A 19,394-nucleotide genomic window follows, 5' to 3' on the forward strand; every position below is an offset into this window, starting at 1 on the left:
AGCAACGGGAGAACCATCAGCGACCTAATGAACAGTGCTCACACCAGCCGGTGGGCACGACATCCCAGCAGCGATCCCGTTCTCCCGGCACCGGCGAGGGCACGATCTTCGGCAAGGACTCACAGTCCAGGCGAGCCGAGTGCTCACCCACCAGCGCTACCAGAACCGAGCCTGCCAGACGACCGGCTCAGCACTCATTAGGCGAGCCACCAAGCCACCGAGCGCAATGGCGAAGCCGAGCCGTCCGAGCCAACCCCGCCTGAGCAGCGGTAATGGCGCAACCACGACGGCGATGGGGGCTTGACTTCGGGTGCGAGATGCTACCGTTGCCCGGACCGGCCGAGCCTTTCTGCTCGGCTTTTCAGGCCGCCCAGCATCTCGCGAGGGCCCCGAAGTGAAGCCCCGATCGCAATCGTCGCGAAGCGGCGATGACTCGACCACGCGCGATACAGGACCCAAGGCGACTACCACGCAAAGGCAACGTCACCGCAGAAGGCAACCACCCCCGACGAACCACAGCCGAACTCCCGGCGAACACTAGGCCGTTCGGGTGCACCCAGCTAACGCCGACGTGAAAAGTGTCGACCCACCAGGTGAACCAGTAGGGGGCGACACCATGACCACCACAGCCGTGAAAACCGGTTTCGACACGCAGTTCCTCGGCACCGAGGCAGGCCTCCCGGTCCTGACCGAGCAAGGTGCCGCCGACGCCGTGGAGCTGGGCGGCGAGACCACCATCGACTACACCCACTTCTCGCTGGCGATGAGCAAGTCGCGCAGGTTCGCGAGCTGGGTCGCGTGGAACATCGACGGCGCCGAGATGAAGGCGTTGAGCCGCAACAACATCCCGTTCGTCAAGGACCCGCGGGTCCCCGCCGGGTTCCAGACCGGGGACGAGCTCTACCGCGACAACCGGCTCGACCGCGGGCACCTGGCCCGCCGTGCCGACCTCTGCTGGGGGCCCAAGGCGGAGGCGCAGAGGGCGAACAAGGACTCGTTCTTCTTCACCAACATCACGCCGCAGATGGACGACTTCAACCAGAGCACGAAGGAAGGGCTCTGGGGGCGGCTGGAGGACGCGGTGCTGGCCGACGTCGACGTGGACAACCTCAGGGTCAGCGTCTACGGCGGGCCGGTGTTCAACGTCGACGACCGGATCTTCCGGGGTGTCGCGATCCCGCGCGAGTTCTACAAGGCCATCGCGTTCGTGGTGGACGGGGAGCTGCGCTGCAGCGCGTTCCTGCTCACCCAGAACATCGTCCTGGCCGAGGCGCTCGACCTCGACGAGTTCCGCGTGTTCCAGGTGTCGCTGACCGAGCTGGAGAAGCGCACCAGCTTCACCTTCCCGGCCTCGTTGCACGCCGCGGACACGGCCTCGGTCCAGCTGCTCGACGCGGAGGAGCGCAAGCCGCTCGACAGCCTCGCCGACATCAGGTGGTGACGCGCACGCCGGGCAGTTCCTGACGCAGCTCCTCCAGCCGGGCCGGTGACTCCGGCTGGTGCACGACGAGGTGTTCCAACGCGGGCAGGTCGCGCAGTTCGGCGGCGACCGGCACGCCGAACACCTCCAGCGCGGTGATGGTCGGCCACCGCTCCAGGCCCGCCAGCGGGTAGGGCGGGCGGTGGTCGATCGCCAGCTCGCGCAGCGCGGGCAACGGCGGCAGCGCGGCCAGGCCGTCGTCCGTGGCCGAGTCGCGGAGCCGCAGGCGCCGGACCAGGCCGCCGTGGAGCGACGCCAGGTCGACGCGGCTGAAGTGCAGGTGCAGCTCGTCGAGGTCCTTCACCGGGGTCAGGTCGATGCGGCCGAGCGGGCGGCAGCGGCTCAGGTGCAGCTCCTTCAACGACCGCGAGCCCGCCAGCGGCGAGAGGTCGCGCATGACCTCGTTCTGCCACAGCTCCAGGCGGTGCAGCGACGGCATGGCGCCCAGCGGGTCCAGCGGGTTGATGTTGCCGATGCACCGCACGTACCGCAGCTTCGCCAGGTGCATGATGAACTGGATGCGGTGCCAGCCGCGGACGTCGACCCGGCGGTCGCCGAAATCCACTTTGGACAGCACGGTCTTGGCGTACTTCTCCGCGTCCGGGGTGTTGCGCCACGCCCGCAGCAGCTCGTCGATGACCATCGCGTGGTCCACGGCCACGAACTCCGCGATCCGCTCCCACGCGCCCTCGCCGCCGATGTTGGCCAGCGTCCGCACGATGTACGCGGCCTCCTCGGAGGCCTCGGGGCCGGGCAGCAGGTCGACCACGAACGAACCGGCCTCGGACAGCGCGTCGGCGTGCGCGAAGCTCGTCGGCGGGATCAGCGACGCGGCGGCCGAGGTCACCTGGGCTCGTGCCGTCTCCGGTTCGATCACGTCGGCCTGGTCGAGGCACGCCAGGGCGAGCAGCCGCAGCTTGTCCCGGCCGCGCTCGTCCTTGCGCGTGTCGTCGTTGCCCGCCAACAGGTCCATCAGCACACGGGCCCGTTCGCGGGGACGCGCGTGCGCGACCGCCATCACGACCACGTCGTGCCACTCGTCGAGATGCGCCCTGTCCACCAACAGGTTCAGGTCGCCGGCGTCGACGACCTCCTTGGCGGCCAGGTAGTCCCGGAACGTCCGGTGCACGAACTGCACCCGTTCGTTCGACACCTCCCGCAGCAGCCCGGCCCGTTCGAGCAGCCGCTGCATCGCTTCGTCCGGGTCGATGTCGTGCGACCGCAGCCCGCGCATCGCGTTCCCGAGCCGGTGCACGGCCTCCTCGCGCGGCACCATCAGCTCCCGGTTGCGCACCAGCGAGTACGCGAACCGCTGCAGCAGGACGAGCTGCTCCTCCTTCGAGAACGACGGCAGCGCGAGCCCCCGGTCCTCGTCCCACCGCACGAGCAGCAGGTCCAGGGCCGCCTCGTACAGGGAACGGCGATCGCGCGGCAGGTGCATGTTCCGGTCCTGGTGCAACGCGCAGAGCAGCCCCGCGAGCAACGGGCTCGACGCCAGCCGCCGCAGGTCGGGGCGTTTCGCGAGCGTCAGGACCAGCCGCGCCTCGCACTCGGTCAGCCACACCCGCGCGTCCCGCGACAGGCCCGGCTCGTCGCGGCCGGCGGTGTGCCACGCCTCGACGAAGTCGCGCACGCCCTTGTCGCTCAACGGCAACAGGTCGAACGCGGCGAAGCCGAGGTCCTCCAGCCAGTCCTCCGGCACCGCCGCCGGACGCGTCGTGATCGCGTACCGGGCCTGCGGGTAGGCGGTGACGAGCTTCTCCAGCCACGCACGGGCCTCCGCCCGCCGCTCCCACACCAGCTCGTCCACGCCGTCGACGAGGACGAGCGCGCGCCCCTCCCGCAGCCGCGCGGTGACCCACCCCGCCGGCTTCTCCTCCTCGATCATCGCGGCGGTCGAGGAGATGAACTCCTCCGGCTTCGGCAACGTCGTGTAGTGCCGCAACGGCACGAAGAACGGCACCAGCCCGAGCCACTCGTCGCCGGACGTCCGCGTCTCGCCCAGCGCGTTCATCGCGAGCCACCGAAGGAACGTCGTCTTGCCCGCGCCCGCGCCACCCCGGATCAGCACGCGAGGTGTGTCCGCGAGCGCCGCCGCCACCGGCAGCCCCGCCCCGGTCAGCTCGTCGGTGTCGCCGACCCGCGCCACCGCCAGCGACACGTACGAGCTGTCGAACGAGTGCCGCCGCGGCGCCCGGCCGCGGGACACCCCGAAGAGCTCCAGCCCGCCCAGCGCGTGCGCGACCTGGTCGGCGTAGCGGTCCTCGAAGTCCCGGTGCGACGCGGTCAGCGCCAGCTGCTGCTGGTCCGCGAGCCGGGCGACGGCGTCGGCCGTGGCCCGCCCCATCCGGAACATCTCCACCGCGAGCCGCCGCGCGTACTCCGGCTGCGACCACACGAGTTCGACGACCGCCGTGCAGACCCGCAGCAGCAACGCGTCGTACACCGCCGTCGCCTGGTCGGAGAGCCCCGCCGCCCGCCGGATCTTCTCCGACCTGCCCAGCACGTGGGCCCGCAACGACTCCGGCGTCAGCATCACGCGCAGCGCCTCGTCCGGCCGCAACGGCAGCGAGGCCTCGATCGACTCGCGCACCGCGTCCACGGCGGCCCGCCACTCGTGCTCCTCGACGGTGCTCAGCTCACCGCGGGCGAGCTCGGCGCTGACCCGTTCGACCAGCGGTCCCGGCCTGGTCAGCTCGCGCCGGCGCTTCTTGTCCCTGGCTCCCTTGTGCACGACTTCGAAGAGACCGAGCAGCACGCGCTCCAGCACGGTCTCGAGCACCATCAGCAGTCCGGCGGAGAACGGGTCGGCCACGTCCCCAGTATCGGCACGTGATCACCGGGAGCCCGGTGACTTCACCAGCTGTTCATCCCAGCCGGTCGGCGGGGAGCGCGACCCTGCGGACGTGGCCGATCGTGAACTCCCTGCTCGTGCCGTCCTCGCACTCCGCGCTCAGCACGCCCTCGAGGTGCTTGGTGGGGACCACCACGTACGTCTCCGTCCTGCGCGGCCCGCTGGCGTGCCCGATCTCGACGCGGCTGCCGTCGACCAGCGCCGACGCGAGGAGCAGGACCTCCTCGTCGCGCAGGAAGACGTTCTGGTCCCGCAGCGTCCTGGCGGCGTCGGCGCGCGGCGTCCCCCGGCCCACGGACGGCCTTTCCTGCTCCACCAGGCGGACCGCGAGCTGGGTCAGCTCCAGGTCGTCCACCTCGTCGCGCCACCACCGGTCCGGCCGGCGCTCGCCCCGTGCGGGTGCCCGCAGCCGCTCCACGTGCTCCACGATGGACTGATCGCCGCCGTCCACGCCGGTCGGCGCGTACCCGGACCGGCGCAGGGCCGTCAGCGTCTCCGCCATCGGCCGGTCCGACGCCAGCACCGTCGGCGCCAGGAACCGCAGCTTCAGCGACGCCAGCCGCTTCGACCTCGCGATCTCCTGCAGCAGAACGGGATCTGTCCCGCGCACGCAGCTCGCCACGTTCGTCACCGTCAGGTGCCCGTGCTTGCGCGCGATGTCGCGCACGTGGAAGTCGATCACCTGCGGCAACGCGGCCTCCGACACGGCGGCCAGCTCGGCGAGCACCTCGTCCGCGGACAGCCCGGAGTCGAGCGCGCGCCGCACCGAGCCCGCCGACAGCCGCCACACGCGTGCCGCGTCGTTGTCCTCCAGGTCGGCCACCAGGTTCAGCGTCGCGCTGAGCGCCGGCGACGGCAGCCCGTTCACCACCGCGGTCATGTCCGTCTGGAACGCGGCCTTCTCCGTCGCAGGCGGCATGAGGGCGGCCGCGGCGGCCCCGACGTCACCGTCGTGCACCACCGCGAGGCCCAGCGGCGTGAGCGCGCCGCCCGCGACCAGCCCCAGCGCCTCCATCTCGCCGATCACCGCCGCGGTCGCCCGCGGGTCGTGCACCGCCGGCCGTTCCCAGGCCAGCTCCGCGACCAGCTCGCCGACGTCGGTGAAGGCCTCGTCCGCCGAGAACCGCTCCAGCGCGCTGCGCCGCAGCAGGAGCCCGTGCGCGCCGGTGTAGTCGCGCAACGCCGCCCGCGCCTGGTCCGGAGCCGGTCGCCAGTCCATCCGCCGCCACGCGCCGACCAGCGCGGCGAGCCGCGGGCCAGGCTGCGAGTCGAGCCACACGTCGCCCTGCCTGGTCGGCAGCAGCCGGGAGCGGTCCACCCCGAGCAGCTGCGCCTCGACCGCGAGCTCCAGCCACAACCGCAGCACGCCGTCCGCGACCCGCAACACCCGCGCGGCCCGCCGGATCTCCACGGTCGCCACGCCGCCGGTGTAACGGGCGTCGAACGCGTCCTGCTCGCAGTGCGCGAGAAGCCGCGCGACCCCGTCCACTGTGGACATCGCGGGGACGACCGGCGAGATGGCGGACGCCCTGCGCCTGCCGGGCGTCTTCGGCCGTAACGTGAGCTGACCGCGCACCGCACCCGTGGCGCGCACCGAGTTGACCGCGATGAGCCGCGGTCCCTCCGGCCACGCGAGCGCCCGCTTCTTGAGCTCGTCCAGCGCCCGTTCGAAGTCGCCGGTCGAGCACCCCAGCTCGGTGCAGACGGTGTCGACGGTCCCGGTGCCGCCCTGCGCCACGATCGTGCCCAGGACGTCGAGCGCGCCCTGGTCCAGCGTGTCCTCGGCGGCGTGCACCGAGTCCGAGTCGGTGAGCTGCGTCGCCAGGTCCTTCATCGTCCGGATGAACCGGTCCGCCACGTCGCGGCGGTGCAGGAGGATCGAGGTCACCTCGTCGGGACCGAGTCGGAGGAGCCAGGTCGCGAGCGCGTTGATACGGCGAGGCATTCGTCGGATTATGGTCGCGGTTGTGCGCCCTCAAACGAATTTTCACGCACATGGGCGATCGGCCTAGGCTGACTCGGTGACGTTCAGCGGTTTCGGCGAGTACGCCATCGACTTCTTCGACGGTCTGGTCCTGGACAACTCGAAGGCGTACTGGGACGACAACAAGGAGACCTACCTGCGCGACGTGCGCGCCCCGATGGAGGCGTTGCTGCTCGCGCTGGAGAAGGAGTTCGGCGAGGGCAAGGTGTTCCGCCCGTACCGCGACGTGCGGTTCGCGAAGGACAAGACGCCCTACAAGGACCACTGCGGCGGTGTGGTCGAGAAGGGCCGCGGTGGCGGCGCGTACTACGTGCAGCTCAGCCCCGAGGGCCTGATGACCGGCGGCGGCTCGTTCCACATGCAGTCCGACCAGCTGGCCCGCTACCGCGCCTCGGTCGACGCGCACGGCGTCCTGCTGCGCAAGATCCTGGACAAGCTGCTCAAGCAGGGCTGGACGCTCGCGGGTGACGTGATGAAGACGAAGCCGCGCGGGTTCGCCGACGACCACCCGCACCTCGACCTGCTCAAGCACCGGTCGATCTACGTGCGCAAGGTGTGGGAGCCGGACGACGTGCTGCACGAGCCGGAGTGCCTCGACCGCGTGCGCAAGTCGTGGAGGCAGCTCAAGGACTTCAACGCGTGGTGCGAGGACCACGTCGGCGTGAGCGAACAGCCGCGGCGATAGCCCAGCCCAGGCCGATGCCGAGCACGTCCACCAGCGCGTCCACCACGTCGCCGCTGCGGTGCAGCGGCGTGATCACCTGCTGGAGAACCTCCGAAACACCCGCGTAAACGACGAGCGCGAGCAGGATGCGAGGGATTTTCGCGTACAGGCCGGTGAACGCCAGAAGTGTGAACAGCACCGCGTGGACCACCTTGTCCGTGCCGGGTGGCGAGCTGGGCACACCTGACTCCGGGGTGAACAGCACGACGACGCTGAGCAACGCCGCGGTCACAAAAGGCAGTACTCGACCCATTCCCGAAACATTACCGATGGGTAGTTCGGGATCGGTCCAGGAACCAGGACTACTCTCTCTAGACGTGAGTCGACGCGCAAAGATCGTCTGTACCCTCGGTCCCGCCACCGGCACGCCGGACAAGGTTCGCGACCTGGTAGCGGCCGGTATGGACGTGGCCAGGATGAACTTCAGCCACGGCAGCCATGCCGACCACAAGCAGGTCTACGACATGGTCCGCGCCGCAGCGGACGAGTCCGGCCGCGCCGTGGGCATCCTCGCCGACCTCCAGGGCCCCAAGATCCGCCTCGGCCGTTTCGCCGCGGGTCCGGTCGACTGGAACACCGGCGACGTCGTCCGCGTCACCGTCGAGGACGTCGAGGGCACGCACGACCGCGTGTCGACGACGTACAAGGAGCTCGCGAAGGACGCCAAGGTCGGCGACCGCCTGCTCGTCGACGACGGCAAGGTCGGCCTCGTGGTCATCGACGTCGAGGGTTCCGACGTCGTGTGCGAGGTCACCGAGGGCGGGCCCGTCAGCAACAACAAGGGCCTCTCGCTGCCCGGCATGGACGTCTCCGTGCCGGCGCTGTCGGAGAAGGACATCGAGGACCTCGAGTTCGCGCTCTCGCTCGGCGTGGACTTCATCGCACTGTCGTTCGTCCGCTCGCCCGCCGACATCGACCTGGTCCACCAGGTCATGGACCGCTCGGGCAGCAAGCGCCTCCCGGTGATCGCGAAGATCGAGAAGCCGGAGGCCGTGGACAACCTCGAGGCCATCGTGCTCGCCTTCGACGGCGTCATGGTCGCCCGCGGTGACCTGGGTGTCGAGCTGCCGCTCGAGCACGTGCCGCTGGTGCAGAAGCGCGCGATCCAGATCGCCCGCGAGAACGCCAAGCCGGTCATCGTCGCGACCCAGATGCTCGACTCGATGATCACGAACTCCCGCCCGACCCGCGCCGAGACGTCCGACGTCGCGAACGCGGTGCTCGACGGCGCGGACGCCCTGATGCTGTCCGGCGAGACCTCGGTCGGCCGCTACGCCATCGAGTCCGTGCAGACCATGGGCCGCATCATCGAGGCCGTCGAGACCGAGTCGGTCGTCGTGCCGCCGCTGACGCACGTCCCGCGCACCAAGCGCGGCGTGATCTCGTACGCGGCCCGCGACATCGGCGAGCGCCTCAACGCCAAGGCCCTGGTCGCGTTCACGCAGTCCGGCGACACGGTCCGCCGCCTGGCCCGCCTGCACACGCACCTGCCGCTGCTGGCGTTCACGCCGGAGCCCTCGGTCCGCTCGCAGCTGTCGCTGACGTGGGGCACCGAGACGTTCCTGGTCCCGAAGGTGGAGTCCACCGACGAGATGGTGCGCCAGGTCGACGTCGCCATGATCGAGATCGGCCGCTACCAGGCCGGTGACCTCATGGTCGTCGTCGCGGGCTCGCCCCCCGGCACCATCGGGTCGACGAACCTCATCCGCGTGCACCGCCTCGGCGAGGACGACCACGCGTAAGTGGCTGGGCTCTCAGCCCGATACGTCGTGCCCCCCGGCCCCGTCCCCTCATACTGGTCGTGAGGGCGCGGGGCCGATGCCGTGCCGCTAGGAGAGTTTCTGCCGTGACTGAGGCCGCCCGTGCCGCTGCCGAGAGCCCGTCGGGCCTGACCGGACAATCCGCAGTGGACGACCTGGTCGCGTTGCTCGACCTGGAACGCATCGAGGAGAACATCTTCCGCGGCGTCTCGCCCGCCGAGTCGCCGGTGCGCGTCTTCGGCGGCCAGGTGGCGGGCCAGGCCCTGGTGGCCGCCGGCCGCACCGTCCCGGTCGAACGCCGGGTGCACTCGCTGCACTCGTACTTCATCCGGCCCGGCGACCCGCGCGTGCCGATCGTCTACGAGGTGGACCGCATCCGCGACGGCCGCTCGTTCACCACCCGCCGCGTCGTCGCCGTGCAGCACGGCAAGGCGATCTTCTCGCTGTCCGCGTCCTTCCAGGTGGAGGAGCAGGGCGTCGAGCACACCTCGGACATGCCACCGGTGCCGGACCCCGAGTCCCTGCCGACGTGGAGCGAGTCCGCCAAGAGCTACCCGCTGGTGAACCTGAAGTTCCCGCGCCCCATCGACGTCCGCTACGTGACCGAGCCGCCGTGGGAGTCGCGTGAGGACGGTCCGGGCGAGGCCGCGTCACAGGTGTGGATGAAGGCCGACGGCAAGCTGCCGGACGACCCGATGCTGCAGCTCTGCGTGATGACGTACGCGTCGGACATGACGCTGCTGGACGGAGTTCTGGCCCGGCACGGCGTCTATTGGGGCCTGGACAAGGTTCTCGGGGCTTCCCTGGACCACGCGATGTGGTTCCACCGGCCGTTCCGGGCCGACGAGTGGTTGTTGTACGACACGACTTCGCCCACCGCTTCCGGGAATCGCGGGCTGGCGACCGGGCGGTTCTTCACCCGGGACGGGGCCCTGGTGGCGACCGTGGTGCAGGAAGGGCTGATCCGGGTGATCAAGTCTTCCGAGTGATGGCATGGAGGATCTCCAAGCAGGAAGCTGGTGAGAGCTGGTGGCGGAAGAGACTCCATTCAGGCCGAAGAAAGGTGATCATGTGAGCGCTGAAGCGTGGCCGGATCACCTGATCGGCCTCGATGAGTGGGACGCGATGCCAGAGGACAAGAACCTCGAGCTCGTGGATGGAGTCCTGCACGTGGTGGCCGCAGCCGCACCCCTGCACCAGAAGGCTCAGAGCAGGCTGGACAACTGGCTCGACGAGCAACTCCCGGGAAGTCTGATCTCCTACCAAGACGTCGACGTGGTGATCGACAGCTCGAACCGGCCGACCGTGCGCAAGCCCGACGTCGTCGTGGTGACCGCGGAAGCCGCGGACCGCAACCCGAAGCGCTTCACCGCGGAGGACGTGGTCCTCGCGGTGGAGATCGTGTCCCCTGGTTCCGAGCGCGTCGATCGCGTCACCAAGCCCATGCAGTACGCCAAGGCGGGGATCGCGCACTACTGGCTGGTGGAGCTCGGAGACCCGATCAGCCTGACCGCGTTCGAACTCGTGGACGGCATCTACAAGCTCGTGGAGGACGGCGTGGGCGAGGTGCGGCTGACCCGGCCTGCCCCGCTGGCGTTCGACCTCGACGCGCTGACCCGCCGCCGCTAAGCCTTCCGGCGGCGGTGCGTGGGCCGCAGGTTCGAAGGCGGCGTCAGAGCGCGGGTCTCCACCCGTTCCAGCACCACCGACGAGGTCAGGTTCCGCACCTCGGTCCGCGAGGCGATCTTGTCCATCAGGAACGCCTGCAGGTGCGTGGAGTCCGCGACCGCGATGTGGATCAGGAAGTCGGCCTGCCCGGAGACGTGGAAGATCGACCGCGTCTCCGGCTGGGCCATCACGAACGCCCGGAACCCGGCCACCACGACCCGCGTGTGCGGCCGCACGTTCACCGAGATCACGGCCTCCAGCGGCAGCCCGGTCGTCGCCGGGTCGACGACGGCGTGGCAGCCCGTGATCACACCGAGGTCGCGCAGTCGCCGCACGCGCTGCAGGCACGAGGACGGCGCCAGCCCGACGATCTCCGCCAGCGTCCTGTTCGGCAGGGTCGCGTCGTTCTGCAACTCCTCCAGGATGTGCCAGTCGACCGAATCGAGTTCGGCTTGTTCGCGCATAACCGAACATCGTACTGACCTGCTGGAACAGGCACGAACGATGCGCAGACGATCTGCGCCATGCACATCGCGTGGACGTCGTTCCTGCTGGCGCTCGTGGTCATCACGGTCGTGCCCGGCCCCGACTTCGTACTGGTCATGGGGAACGCGGTGCGGAGCCTCCGCCAGGGGATCGAGGCGGCGCTCGGGGTGCTCACCGGGTTGCTGGTCCACGCGACGCTCGCGACGGTCGGGTTGTCCGCGCTCGTGGCGGCGGCGCCGACGGCGTTGTTCGTCGTCAAGGCGATCGGCGCGGCCTACCTGGTCCACATGGGCTTCATGACGTTCCGGAGCGCCGGCAAGCCCGTCGGGGAACAGCCGCGGCAGCGGAACGTCTTCCTGCGCGGCATGTTGTGCGACCTGTTGAACCCCAAGGTGATGCTCACGTTCCTGAGCCTCATCCCGCAGGCGATGGACCCGAACGCCGCACCCCTGCCGCAGGCGGCGCTCCTCAGCGCGGTCACGGTGGGCGTGTTCGCGGTGTTCTGGGTCCTCGTGGTGCCCTCGGCGCGTCAGCTGGGCCGGTTGCTGAGCAAGCCGAGGACGCGTGCCGTGTTCGAGCGGTTCTGTGGGACCGCTCTCATCGGGCTGGCGGCGTCAGTTCTCGCTACCTGAGTCCCACGTGACGGAAAGCTCGTCGCGGGTCCCGAACCGGACCAGGTGCCGTTCGACGACGTCGCGCAGCCGGGCCACGTCCTCCTCCGACGACGAGACCACGCGCATGATCAGCGCGTCGGACGAAGCCTCGAACTCCGCCACACCGCCCGAGAAGCGCACGAACCCGCGTCCGTCCTCCCAGGACCCTTCGAGGTCCTTGTGCGTGAAGTGCTTCACCAGCTGCGATCCGTACCTGGAGGCACGGTCGGTCGCCGAGCGTCCCACGCTCGTGAATTCCGCCATGAAGCCAACGTACGCCTAGCACTACGTACCGGCACGTGACGCGGTTCACCTGGCGAAACGAAGGCTGAGAACACCCTGTGACGTCTCGCGTAATGCCGGAGAACACGGCAGGCTGTGCGCTATGACGGAAGGCAAAGCACGTATCGCGGTCACCGGTCTGGCCACCATGGGCAGCAACCTCGCGCGCAACCTCGCGCGCCACGGCTTCAAGGTCGCCGTGCACAACCGGACGCCCGCGAAGATGAAGGCCCTGCTCGACGAGCACGGCCACGAGGGCGACTTCGTCGGCGCCGAGACGCTGCAGGACCTGGTCGACAGCCTGCAGACGCCGCGCCAGATCATCATCATGGTCAAGGCGGGTGGCCCGACCGACGCCGTCATCGACGAGCTGAGCGGGCTGCTGGAGCCCGGCGACATGGTCATCGACGGCGGCAACGCCCACTACGCCGACACGCGGCGCCGCGAGGCGGCGCTGAAGGAGAAGGGGCTGCTGTTCGTCGGCGCCGGCATCTCCGGTGGCGAGGAGGGCGCGCTCAACGGCCCCAGCATCATGCCGGGCGGACCCGCCGAGTCGTACAAGCACGTCGGGCCGGTCTTCGAGGAGATCGCGGCGAAGGTGGACGGTCAGCCGTGCTGCGTGCACGTCGGACCGGACGGCGCCGGGCACTTCGTGAAGATGGTGCACAACGGCATCGAATACGCCGACATGCAGCTGATCGCCGAGGCGTACGACCTGCTGAGCCGCATCGGCGGGCAGACGCCGGCGGAGATCTCCGAGGTCTTCACGCAGTGGAACTCGGGCGACCTGGAGTCGTACCTGGTCGAGATCACCGCCGAGGTGCTCAAGCACGTCGACGCGAACGGCACGCCGCTGGTGCAGGTCATCGAGGACGCCGCGGAGCAGAAGGGCACCGGCCGCTGGACCGTGCAGGAGGCGCTGGAACTGGGCGTCCCGGTCACCGGCATCGCCGAGGCCGTGTTCGCGCGGTCCCTGTCCGGCCACACCGACCAGCGCAAGGCCGTGCGCGACGCGTTCGGCGCCGCCGAGGTCGTCGCGAAGCCGGACGCCGAGCTCGTCGACGACGTGCGCCAGGCGCTCTACGCGTCGAAGGTCGTGGCATACGCGCAGGGCTTCGACATGATCCGCGAGGCGTCGAAGAACTTCGACTGGAACATCGATCTCGGCGCGATGGCGACGATCTGGCGCGGCGGCTGCATCATCCGCGCGCGGTTCCTCAACCGCATCCGCGAGGCGTACGACAACAACGCGGATCTCGCCTCCCTGCTGGTGGACGACTACTTCCGCGACGCGGTGCGCGACGCGGAGGCCGCTTGGCGCAGGGTCGTGGTCCGCGCGGTCGAATCCGGCGTGCCGACGCCGGGCTTCGTGTCCGCTCTGGCCTACTACGACGGACTCCGCTCGGAGCGCCTGCCCGCCGCACTCGTTCAGGGACAGCGCGACTTCTTCGGCGCGCACACGTACAGGCGCATCGACAGGAGCGGTAGCTTCCACACGTTGTGGTCGGGTGATCGATCAGAGGTGGAAGCGTGAAATTACGAATCCTGGGGGTGGTCGTCGCTGCGGCGGCAGGGTTGACCCTGACGTCGAGCGGCGGCGCGGGAGCGGCCGGCAACGAGGCGCTCACCGCGGACCTCGACGCGATCCTGGCCGACAACGCGCTCAAGGGCGCGGACGTCGGCCTGGTCGTGCGGGACGCCGGTACCGGTGAAGTGATCTACACGAGGCAGAGCGGCAGGCGTTCGCAGGTCGCGTCGAACCTGAAGCTGCTCACCACGGCGACGGCGCTGGACCTGCTGGGCCCGGACCACCGCTGGAAGACCGAACTGGTCTCCAGCGGCACCAGGTCCGGGTCGACGCTCAACGGCGACCTGGTGCTGCGCGGCGGCGGTGACCCGACGATGTCCCGGCTGCGCTACCAGCAGCTCGCGGACACGCTGAAGGCCAGCGGTGTCACGACGGTCAACGGCGCGTTGGTCGTCGACGACACCAAGTTCGACGCGCAGCCGTACGGCACGGGCTGGGCGTGGGACGACGAGCCGTACTCCTACAGTGCGGAGACCTCGGCGCTCACTCTCTCGCCCGACGCGAAGTTCAGCGCCGGCACGGTGGTCGTGCGCGTCAAGCCGGGCGCCGCGGCGGGTGCCCCGGCCGTCGTGACCGTCGAGCCGGCGAACGACCACGTGCAGATCGCGTCCACGGCGACCACCGGCGGCGCCGGCATCGTCGTGGAGCGCGAGCACGGCACGAACGTGATCAGGGTGAGCGGGTCCACGAACGTCGAGACCACGCGGCTCTCGACGGTCAAGGACCCGACCGGCCTCGTCAGCTCGGTGTTCCAGAAGGCGTTGCAGGCCAACGGCATCACCGTCACCGGTGGGGTGAAGAGGGCCAAGGCGCCGGCCGGTGCCGCGGTGCTCGCGACCGACACGTCGATGAAGCTCAGCGAGCTGAACGTGCCGTTGCTCAAGGACAGCAACAACATGCTGGCCGAGGTGTTGGTCAAGACCGCGGGCGGCTCGTTCGTCAACGGCGTCAACCAGCTCAGCACCAAGTGGGCGGGCCTCGGCGTCGACCCGAACGCCGTCGAGGTCTTCGACGGCTCCGGCATGTCGCGGCTCGACCAGTTCTCGCCGGACGACCTCACCTCGGTGCTGGTCAAGGCGAGGACCAAGCCGTGGTTCGCCGCCTGGCAGGCGTCGCTGCCGGTCGCCGGTGTCGACGGCACGCTGGTCAACCGCATGCGCGGCACGCCGGCGGCGGGCAACGTGAAGGCCAAGACGGGCTCGCTGTCCGGCGTGTCCGGCCTGTCCGGCTACGTGCGCACGGCAGCCGGTCGTGACCTCGTGTTCTCGGTGGTGCAGAACAACGTCCTGCTGTTCAACAACCCGAGGAACATCGAGGACAGGATCGCCGTGCGCCTGGCCTCGGACGGCGCCGCCCAGCCGGCCTCGCCGCAGGTCCAGTCGGTGCCGCAGCAGCGCAGGGCCCCGGCGCAGGACCGCACCGCGGTCCCGGCGAAGGAGCGCTTCGACGTGGAGTGCTCCTGGGTCGGCACCTGCTAGGAGAACGTCCGGAGTGGAGCCGTCCCGAGCGTTTCCGGGGCGGCTCCTCACGTTCTAGGCCGGTGACGGCACCGGCTCCAGCCCGTTGCGGTCCGGGTCGACCAGGTACACGCGGGCGTTGGAGATGTCGAAGTACAGGCCCTTCAACGACAACGTGCCCGCGGCGATCGCCTCCCGCACGCTCGGGTAGCCCAGCAGGTTGTCGAGCTGCTGGGCGACGTTCGCGACGGCGAGCCGGTCGGCCACCGGCAGCTGCGCGCAGCCGGGGGCGGTGGGCGCGTGGAACCGGATCAGCGACGGCTCGGCGTTGCGCAGCCACGAGTGCAGGTGCGAGCCGCGCGAGGCGGACCCCTTGACGAGCGCCTTCATCGCGCCGCAGTCGGAGTGCCCGCACACCACGATCGTGCTGACGCCGAGGTTCTCCACCGCGTACTCGATCGCCGCGCCGACCGAGCTGTCGCCCGCCGACGGCACCGGCACCAGGTTGCCGAGGTTGCGGACGCAGAACAGGTCGCCCGGCCCGGACGTGGTGATCAGGTTCGGCACCACCCGGGAGTCGGCGCACGTGATGAACAGCTGCCGCGGCCGCTGTCCGCGCACCGCAAGCTCGTGCAGGAACGGCCGCACGAGCGGTGCGGAACGCCGTTCGAACTCGTGCATTCCGCGCAGCATCGGATCGCTCTCCGGGAGCTGTTCGGCGGACGACCGCTGGGCGGGCAGCGTGACCTCGCCGGGCGTGCCCTGCCAGTGCGACCACGGGGCGAACCACCGCGGCAGCGGGCCCGGCAACGTCTTGCGCCGTCCGGGTTTGCCCTGGTTCGCCCGGTCGTACCAGGTGTCGTGCACCTCGTCGACCCGCACCTGGCCACCGAGCCGCTCGTACCCCTCGCGCCAGTCGTCGATCGCCTCGTACGACGCGTGGTCGAGGTAGTCGACGTGCAGCTCCAGCACCACGGTCCGGCCCAGCGGCAGCCTGCGCAGCTCGCGCACGAGCCGCCCGACCCCCAGGAACACCAGGGTTCCCCGCACGCACACCCGGTCGCCCTCGACGCGCACCGAGCAGTGCGTCAACCGGTACAACGCGCGCAGGAGCGCGATGGCGAGGCCGACGACCACGCCCTCCAGGAGTCCGAAGAGGACGACGCCGAGCACCGTCGCCGCGTAGACGACGAACTCGCCGTGCCGCGACAGGGTCCGCATCCGGTCGATCGACACGAGCTTGAGCCCGACGACCAGCAGCACGCCCGCCAGCGCCGCCAGCGGGATCAGCTCCAACGCCGAGGAGAACGCCAGCACCGCGACCGCGATCCACAGGCCCTGGAAGATGGCGGCGCAGCGGGTCTTCGCGCCCGCCGCGACGTTCGTGGAGCTGCGGGCCAGGCCGCCGCTGATGGGGAACCCGCCCAGCGCGCCCGCGAGCACGTTGCCGGTGCCCTGCGCGACGAGCTCCTTGTCCAGCCGGGCGCGCGGCCCGTCGTGCAGCCGGTCCGTGGCGACCGCCGACAGCAGCGACTCCATGCTCGCCACCAGCGCGACCGTGACGACGGCCGTGGCCACCGCGCCGGCACTGCCCTCGGGCATCTCCGGGAACACCAGGGCGTGGCTGTCCGGCAGGTCGACGCGCGCGACGTCGAGGCGCAGCACCAGCTCCAGCCCCGTCGCGACGGCCACGGCGACCAGCGGTGCGGGGATGACCGAGGCACGCGGGACCCGCGGCCACAGCAGCAGGACCGCGACCGCGACCACGCCTGCCACCACCGACCCGAGCTGGGGGCCGGAGAGCTGTTCCAGCAGCAGGGCGGCGTTCGCGGGCACGGACGACGCCGCCGTGCCGCCGAGCACCACCACGAGCTGTCCCACGGCGATGGAGATGCCGATGCCCGCGAGCATCCCGTGCACCACGGCCGGCGACAGCGACATCACCAGGCGGCTGATCCCGGTGAGCCCCAGCGCGATCTGCAGCACGCCCGCGGCGAGCGTGATCGCCGCGGTGGCGGCCCACCCGAACTGCGCGACCAGCCCGGCGACGATCACGACGAGACCGGTGCCCGGCCCGCTGATCTGCAACGGCGCCCCGCTGAGCGCGCCGACCACGACGCCGCCGATGACCGCGGAGATGATCCCCGCCATCAGCGGTGCGCCCGTGGCGTGCGCGATGCCGAGCGACATCGGGATCGAGATCAGGAACAGCACGAAGCTCGCGGGCAGGTCGTTCCTCAGCACCAGCGGTGGACCGTGCGGGGTGTGCTCGCCGGCGTTGGACCTGGGCGGGTGGTTCACGACAGATGTCCCTTCGGAGGAAAGACGGCATGGCCCTGTGCGCCTGGGGCGCAGGGCGGGGAAGGGGAGTGAGCCGGGGTGGGGCTCTAGCGGCGCGGCACGCGACCTAAGGGCAGCAACCGGCGCGGCCGCACGGCATCGAGCTCGTCGGCGCGGTCATGCGGGGTCGGCACGGGAACACCTCCGTGTCGGCACAGGCGTCCTGGGCGGATCGGGCCGCGTCGCCCTCCATGATGAGGCCGGGAACCGCGCCGCGGCAGATCTTTCAGCCAACCGTGTTGATCTTGTCGAAGATCGTCACGCGAGGTGATGACGTAGAAGGGCCGGCTCCGGTCGGGGGGTGCGGAGCCGGCCCAGGTCGTAGCGGAACCGACGAGCTAAACCATCGGGTTCCGGAAATCAGCCCACCGAGCGCAGGTGCTTGCCGTGCGCAGTCTCCTGCCCGACGACGGTCAGGACGAGCTGCGCGGAGAGGTAGGCACGGCACGGTGCGGGCATCCGCCTCGAGAACCAGCCGCGCCTGCAGGTCGCGCACCGGCCGTGCTCGTCGGGCTGGTGCTCGTCCAGCAGCGCCTCGACCACCGCCACCACCCTCGGGAGCTCAACCCTGGCGAGCACGAGAGCGGTCTGGTCGTCGCCGCGCTGGGCCAGATCGGTGAGCGTGGCCAGGTGCGAGTGCAGCGACTTGTCCAGTTGGCTGAACACCGTGACGGCCATCAGGCTCAGAGCTCCAGTCCCTACGTAAGCAGCCCATGCAGCCTGTCGCGCCGTACCTGCGATCTGCAAGTTGCAGTACACGAATGGATGACGTCTCTTTGCGGCGCGCTCCTTTGCTCTCAAACTGGTGCGGACCAGGAGGTGTGGATGCCACGGGGTAGCAGCCCGACCCTGCGCAGGAGGCGGCTCGTGAGCGAGCTCCGGAGACTGCGCGAGACGGCCGGGCTGACGATCGAGGAGGTCGGAGAGCGCCTGGAGTGCTCGGCCTCCAAGATCAGCCGCATCGAGACGGGCCGTGTGGGGGTGAGCCCGCGTGACGTGCGGGACATGCTCACCGCCTACGGTGCGGACACCGCCACCCTCGAGGAACTGGTCCAGCTGGCCAGGGAAGCCCGTCGCAAGGCGTGGTGGGACGAGTTCGGCGACATCGTGCCCGGTCGTTACGTGGGGTACGAGGCCGACGCGGACTCGATCAGGACCTACCAGGGGCTGATGATCCCGGGTCTGCTGCAGTGCGAGGCGTACACGAGGGCGTTGATCTCCCAGGTGCTGCCGGACGCGAGCGCCGCCGAGATCGACCGGCGCGTCCGGTTGCGGAAGGCCCGGCAGGCCTTGCTGAGCGAGGACGACCCGTTGCGCCTGCACGTCGTGATCGACGAGGCCGCCCTGCGCCGGCTCGTCGGCGGCGCCGGGGTGATGCGCGTGCAGATGGCGCGTCTCCTCGAAGTCGGTGCATTGCCGAACGTCACGATGCAGGTCGTGCCGTTCAGCGCCGGTGGTCATGCTGCGATGGACGGCCCGTTCGTCATCCTGAGCTTTCCGGAGCAGCTCGACCCCGACGTCGTGTACATCGAAAGCACCAGAAGCGGCGTCTACCTCGAGCAACAATCAGACGTCCATTCCTACGCCGAGATGTTCGAGCGCCTCGTGAAGTCCGCTCTGAGTCAGCGGGAATCGGCAACCCTGATCACTGAGATCGCTCGCACTCTCGCGTGACCGCGATCGGGAGTGAACAGACAGTGGAAAGCTTGCGTTGGCGCAAGAGCAGCCGGTCGTCGGCCGGTGGGCCGGAGTGCGTGGAGATCGCGCTCGTCCCGTCGGGCGCGGCGGTCCGCGACAGCAAGAACGCGGACGGAGCGCGGCTCGAGTTCGGTGGCGCCGGATGGGACACCTTCCTCGCCGCCGCGAAGACCGGCTCTTTTGTCAGCTGAGTGACAGGTGCACGAGAAGGCCCCGGTTGGATGATCCAGCCGGGGCCTTCTGCTCTTCGCAAAGGGGGACGAGGGCCGGCCGGCGTTCCGCCGCCGCGGGCTGGATGCCCCTTGCACGCCGGCCGACCCACGTCGATCATGGGGAGCAGCGGGTGTTCCGCTGTCCGGTCCAACCTGTTCCCACTCGGTGATCTCCGGTTTCCGTTGATCTCGCCGTCTGTGGTTGGTT

Annotated in this window: 17 protein-coding genes; 10 read left to right on the forward strand and 7 right to left on the reverse strand. The window is 70.1% G+C overall.

The genetic code is table 11. From position 1 onward, the window contains the following. The first annotated feature begins 616 nt into the window (after positions 1-616). On the forward strand, positions 617-1,441 hold the full coding sequence (locus V1227_RS36885) for a DNA/RNA non-specific endonuclease (RefSeq protein ID WP_329789757.1): 825 nt from the start codon (positions 617-619) through the stop codon (positions 1,439-1,441). Here V1227_RS36885 and V1227_RS36890 read toward each other — a convergent pair. Continuing rightward, positions 1,431-4,295, reverse strand: a complete 2,865-nt coding sequence (locus tag V1227_RS36890; protein WP_329789758.1) for an NACHT domain-containing protein — start codon at positions 4,293-4,295, stop codon at positions 1,431-1,433. The two genes, V1227_RS36885 and V1227_RS36890, sit on opposite strands and share 11 nt — an antisense overlap. A 52-nt stretch (positions 4,296-4,347) precedes the next feature. After that, entirely contained in the window at positions 4,348-6,279 is a 1,932-nt protein-coding gene (locus V1227_RS36895) for a helicase-associated domain-containing protein (protein ID WP_329789759.1), read from the reverse strand. Between the two features lie 76 nt (positions 6,280-6,355). Between V1227_RS36895 and V1227_RS36900 the strand changes: the two genes are divergently transcribed. Beyond that, on the forward strand, positions 6,356-7,003 hold the full coding sequence (locus V1227_RS36900; protein ID WP_329789760.1) for a DUF2461 domain-containing protein: 648 nt from the start codon (positions 6,356-6,358) through the stop codon (positions 7,001-7,003). Here V1227_RS36900 and V1227_RS36905 read toward each other — a convergent pair. Continuing rightward, a complete protein-coding gene (locus tag V1227_RS36905) occupies positions 6,951-7,295 on the reverse strand; it encodes a VanZ family protein (protein ID WP_329789761.1) in 345 nt (114 codons plus the stop codon). The two genes, V1227_RS36900 and V1227_RS36905, sit on opposite strands and share 53 nt — an antisense overlap. Before the next feature lie 64 nt (positions 7,296-7,359). Between V1227_RS36905 and pyk the strand changes: the two genes are divergently transcribed. From pyk to V1227_RS36920, 3 genes are all read left to right on the forward strand, one after another. After that, the gene (gene pyk, locus V1227_RS36910; protein ID WP_236218249.1) at positions 7,360-8,784 is read left to right on the forward strand and encodes a pyruvate kinase; all 1,425 of its coding nucleotides are present in this window, start codon (positions 7,360-7,362) and stop codon (positions 8,782-8,784) included. Between the two features lie 104 nt (positions 8,785-8,888). Next, positions 8,889-9,791 (forward strand): acyl-CoA thioesterase II, encoded by a 903-nt coding sequence (tesB, locus tag V1227_RS36915; RefSeq protein ID WP_329789762.1) that lies wholly within the window; start codon positions 8,889-8,891, stop codon positions 9,789-9,791. An 82-nt stretch (positions 9,792-9,873) separates the two neighbouring features. Next, positions 9,874-10,431, forward strand: a complete 558-nt coding sequence (locus V1227_RS36920; RefSeq protein WP_329789763.1) for a Uma2 family endonuclease — start codon at positions 9,874-9,876, stop codon at positions 10,429-10,431. Here V1227_RS36920 and V1227_RS36925 read toward each other — a convergent pair. Then, entirely contained in the window at positions 10,428-10,934 is a 507-nt protein-coding gene (locus tag V1227_RS36925) for an Lrp/AsnC family transcriptional regulator (protein ID WP_329789764.1), read from the reverse strand. The two genes, V1227_RS36920 and V1227_RS36925, sit on opposite strands and share 4 nt — an antisense overlap. Positions 10,935-10,994: 60 nt before the next feature. Between V1227_RS36925 and V1227_RS36930 the strand changes: the two genes are divergently transcribed. Next, positions 10,995-11,588 (forward strand): LysE family translocator, encoded by a 594-nt coding sequence (locus V1227_RS36930; RefSeq protein ID WP_329789765.1) that lies wholly within the window; start codon positions 10,995-10,997, stop codon positions 11,586-11,588. On the opposite strand, the gene V1227_RS36935 is transcribed toward V1227_RS36930, so the two are convergent. Continuing rightward, a complete protein-coding gene (locus V1227_RS36935; protein WP_329789766.1) occupies positions 11,571-11,873 on the reverse strand; it encodes a DUF2218 domain-containing protein in 303 nt (100 codons plus the stop codon). The two genes, V1227_RS36930 and V1227_RS36935, sit on opposite strands and share 18 nt — an antisense overlap. A gap of 121 nt (positions 11,874-11,994) precedes the next feature. On the opposite strand from V1227_RS36935, the gene gndA reads away from it, so the two are divergent. Both gndA and dacB read left to right on the forward strand, forming a co-directional pair. Continuing rightward, positions 11,995-13,425 carry an NADP-dependent phosphogluconate dehydrogenase gene (gene gndA, locus V1227_RS36940; RefSeq protein ID WP_329789767.1) on the forward strand — a complete coding sequence of 477 codons (1,431 nt, stop codon included), beginning with the start codon at positions 11,995-11,997 and terminating at the stop codon, positions 13,423-13,425. After that, positions 13,422-14,957 (forward strand): D-alanyl-D-alanine carboxypeptidase/D-alanyl-D-alanine endopeptidase, encoded by a 1,536-nt coding sequence (dacB, locus tag V1227_RS36945; RefSeq protein WP_329789768.1) that lies wholly within the window; start codon positions 13,422-13,424, stop codon positions 14,955-14,957. Before gndA ends, dacB begins: the two co-directional genes overlap by 4 nt. Positions 14,958-15,011: 54 nt before the next feature. Here the strand turns inward: dacB and V1227_RS36950 are convergent, their stop codons facing one another. Next, entirely contained in the window at positions 15,012-17,237 is a 2,226-nt protein-coding gene (locus V1227_RS36950) for a SulP family inorganic anion transporter (protein WP_329789769.1), read from the reverse strand. A gap of 399 nt (positions 17,238-17,636) precedes the next feature. Continuing rightward, positions 17,637-17,954, reverse strand: coding sequence for a hypothetical protein (locus tag V1227_RS36955; RefSeq protein WP_236218230.1), 318 nt, complete (start codon positions 17,952-17,954; stop codon positions 17,637-17,639). Positions 17,955-18,101: 147 nt separating this feature from the next. Between V1227_RS36955 and V1227_RS36960 the strand changes: the two genes are divergently transcribed. Both V1227_RS36960 and V1227_RS36965 read left to right on the forward strand, forming a co-directional pair. Next, positions 18,102-18,950, forward strand: coding sequence for a helix-turn-helix domain-containing protein (locus V1227_RS36960; RefSeq protein WP_329789770.1), 849 nt, complete (start codon positions 18,102-18,104; stop codon positions 18,948-18,950). Positions 18,951-18,982: 32 nt separating this feature from the next. Then, a complete protein-coding gene (locus tag V1227_RS36965; protein ID WP_236218226.1) occupies positions 18,983-19,165 on the forward strand; it encodes a DUF397 domain-containing protein in 183 nt (60 codons plus the stop codon). Positions 19,166-19,394 lie beyond the last annotated feature (229 nt).

Source organism: Lentzea sp. DG1S-22 (assembly GCF_036321065.1).
Classification (GTDB): Bacteria; Actinomycetota; Actinomycetes; order Mycobacteriales; family Pseudonocardiaceae; genus Lentzea; species Lentzea jiangxiensis.

Coding starts and splice junctions, on each gene's coding strand:
- V1227_RS36955 (WP_236218230.1), bottom strand. CDS start 17,954: ATGGCCGTCACGGTGTTCAGCCAACTGGACAAGTCGCTGCACTCGCAC.
- V1227_RS36930 (WP_329789765.1), top strand. CDS start 10,995: ATGCACATCGCGTGGACGTCGTTCCTGCTGGCGCTCGTGGTCATCACG.
- V1227_RS36905 (WP_329789761.1), bottom strand. CDS start 7,295: ATGGGTCGAGTACTGCCTTTTGTGACCGCGGCGTTGCTCAGCGTCGTC.
- V1227_RS36895 (WP_329789759.1), bottom strand. CDS start 6,279: ATGCCTCGCCGTATCAACGCGCTCGCGACCTGGCTCCTCCGACTCGGT.
- V1227_RS36935 (WP_329789766.1), bottom strand. CDS start 11,873: ATGGCGGAATTCACGAGCGTGGGACGCTCGGCGACCGACCGTGCCTCC.
- V1227_RS36960 (WP_329789770.1), top strand. CDS start 18,102: ATGCCACGGGGTAGCAGCCCGACCCTGCGCAGGAGGCGGCTCGTGAGC.
- V1227_RS36885 (WP_329789757.1), top strand. CDS start 617: ATGACCACCACAGCCGTGAAAACCGGTTTCGACACGCAGTTCCTCGGC.
- V1227_RS36925 (WP_329789764.1), bottom strand. CDS start 10,934: ATGCGCGAACAAGCCGAACTCGATTCGGTCGACTGGCACATCCTGGAG.
- gndA (WP_329789767.1), top strand. CDS start 11,995: ATGACGGAAGGCAAAGCACGTATCGCGGTCACCGGTCTGGCCACCATG.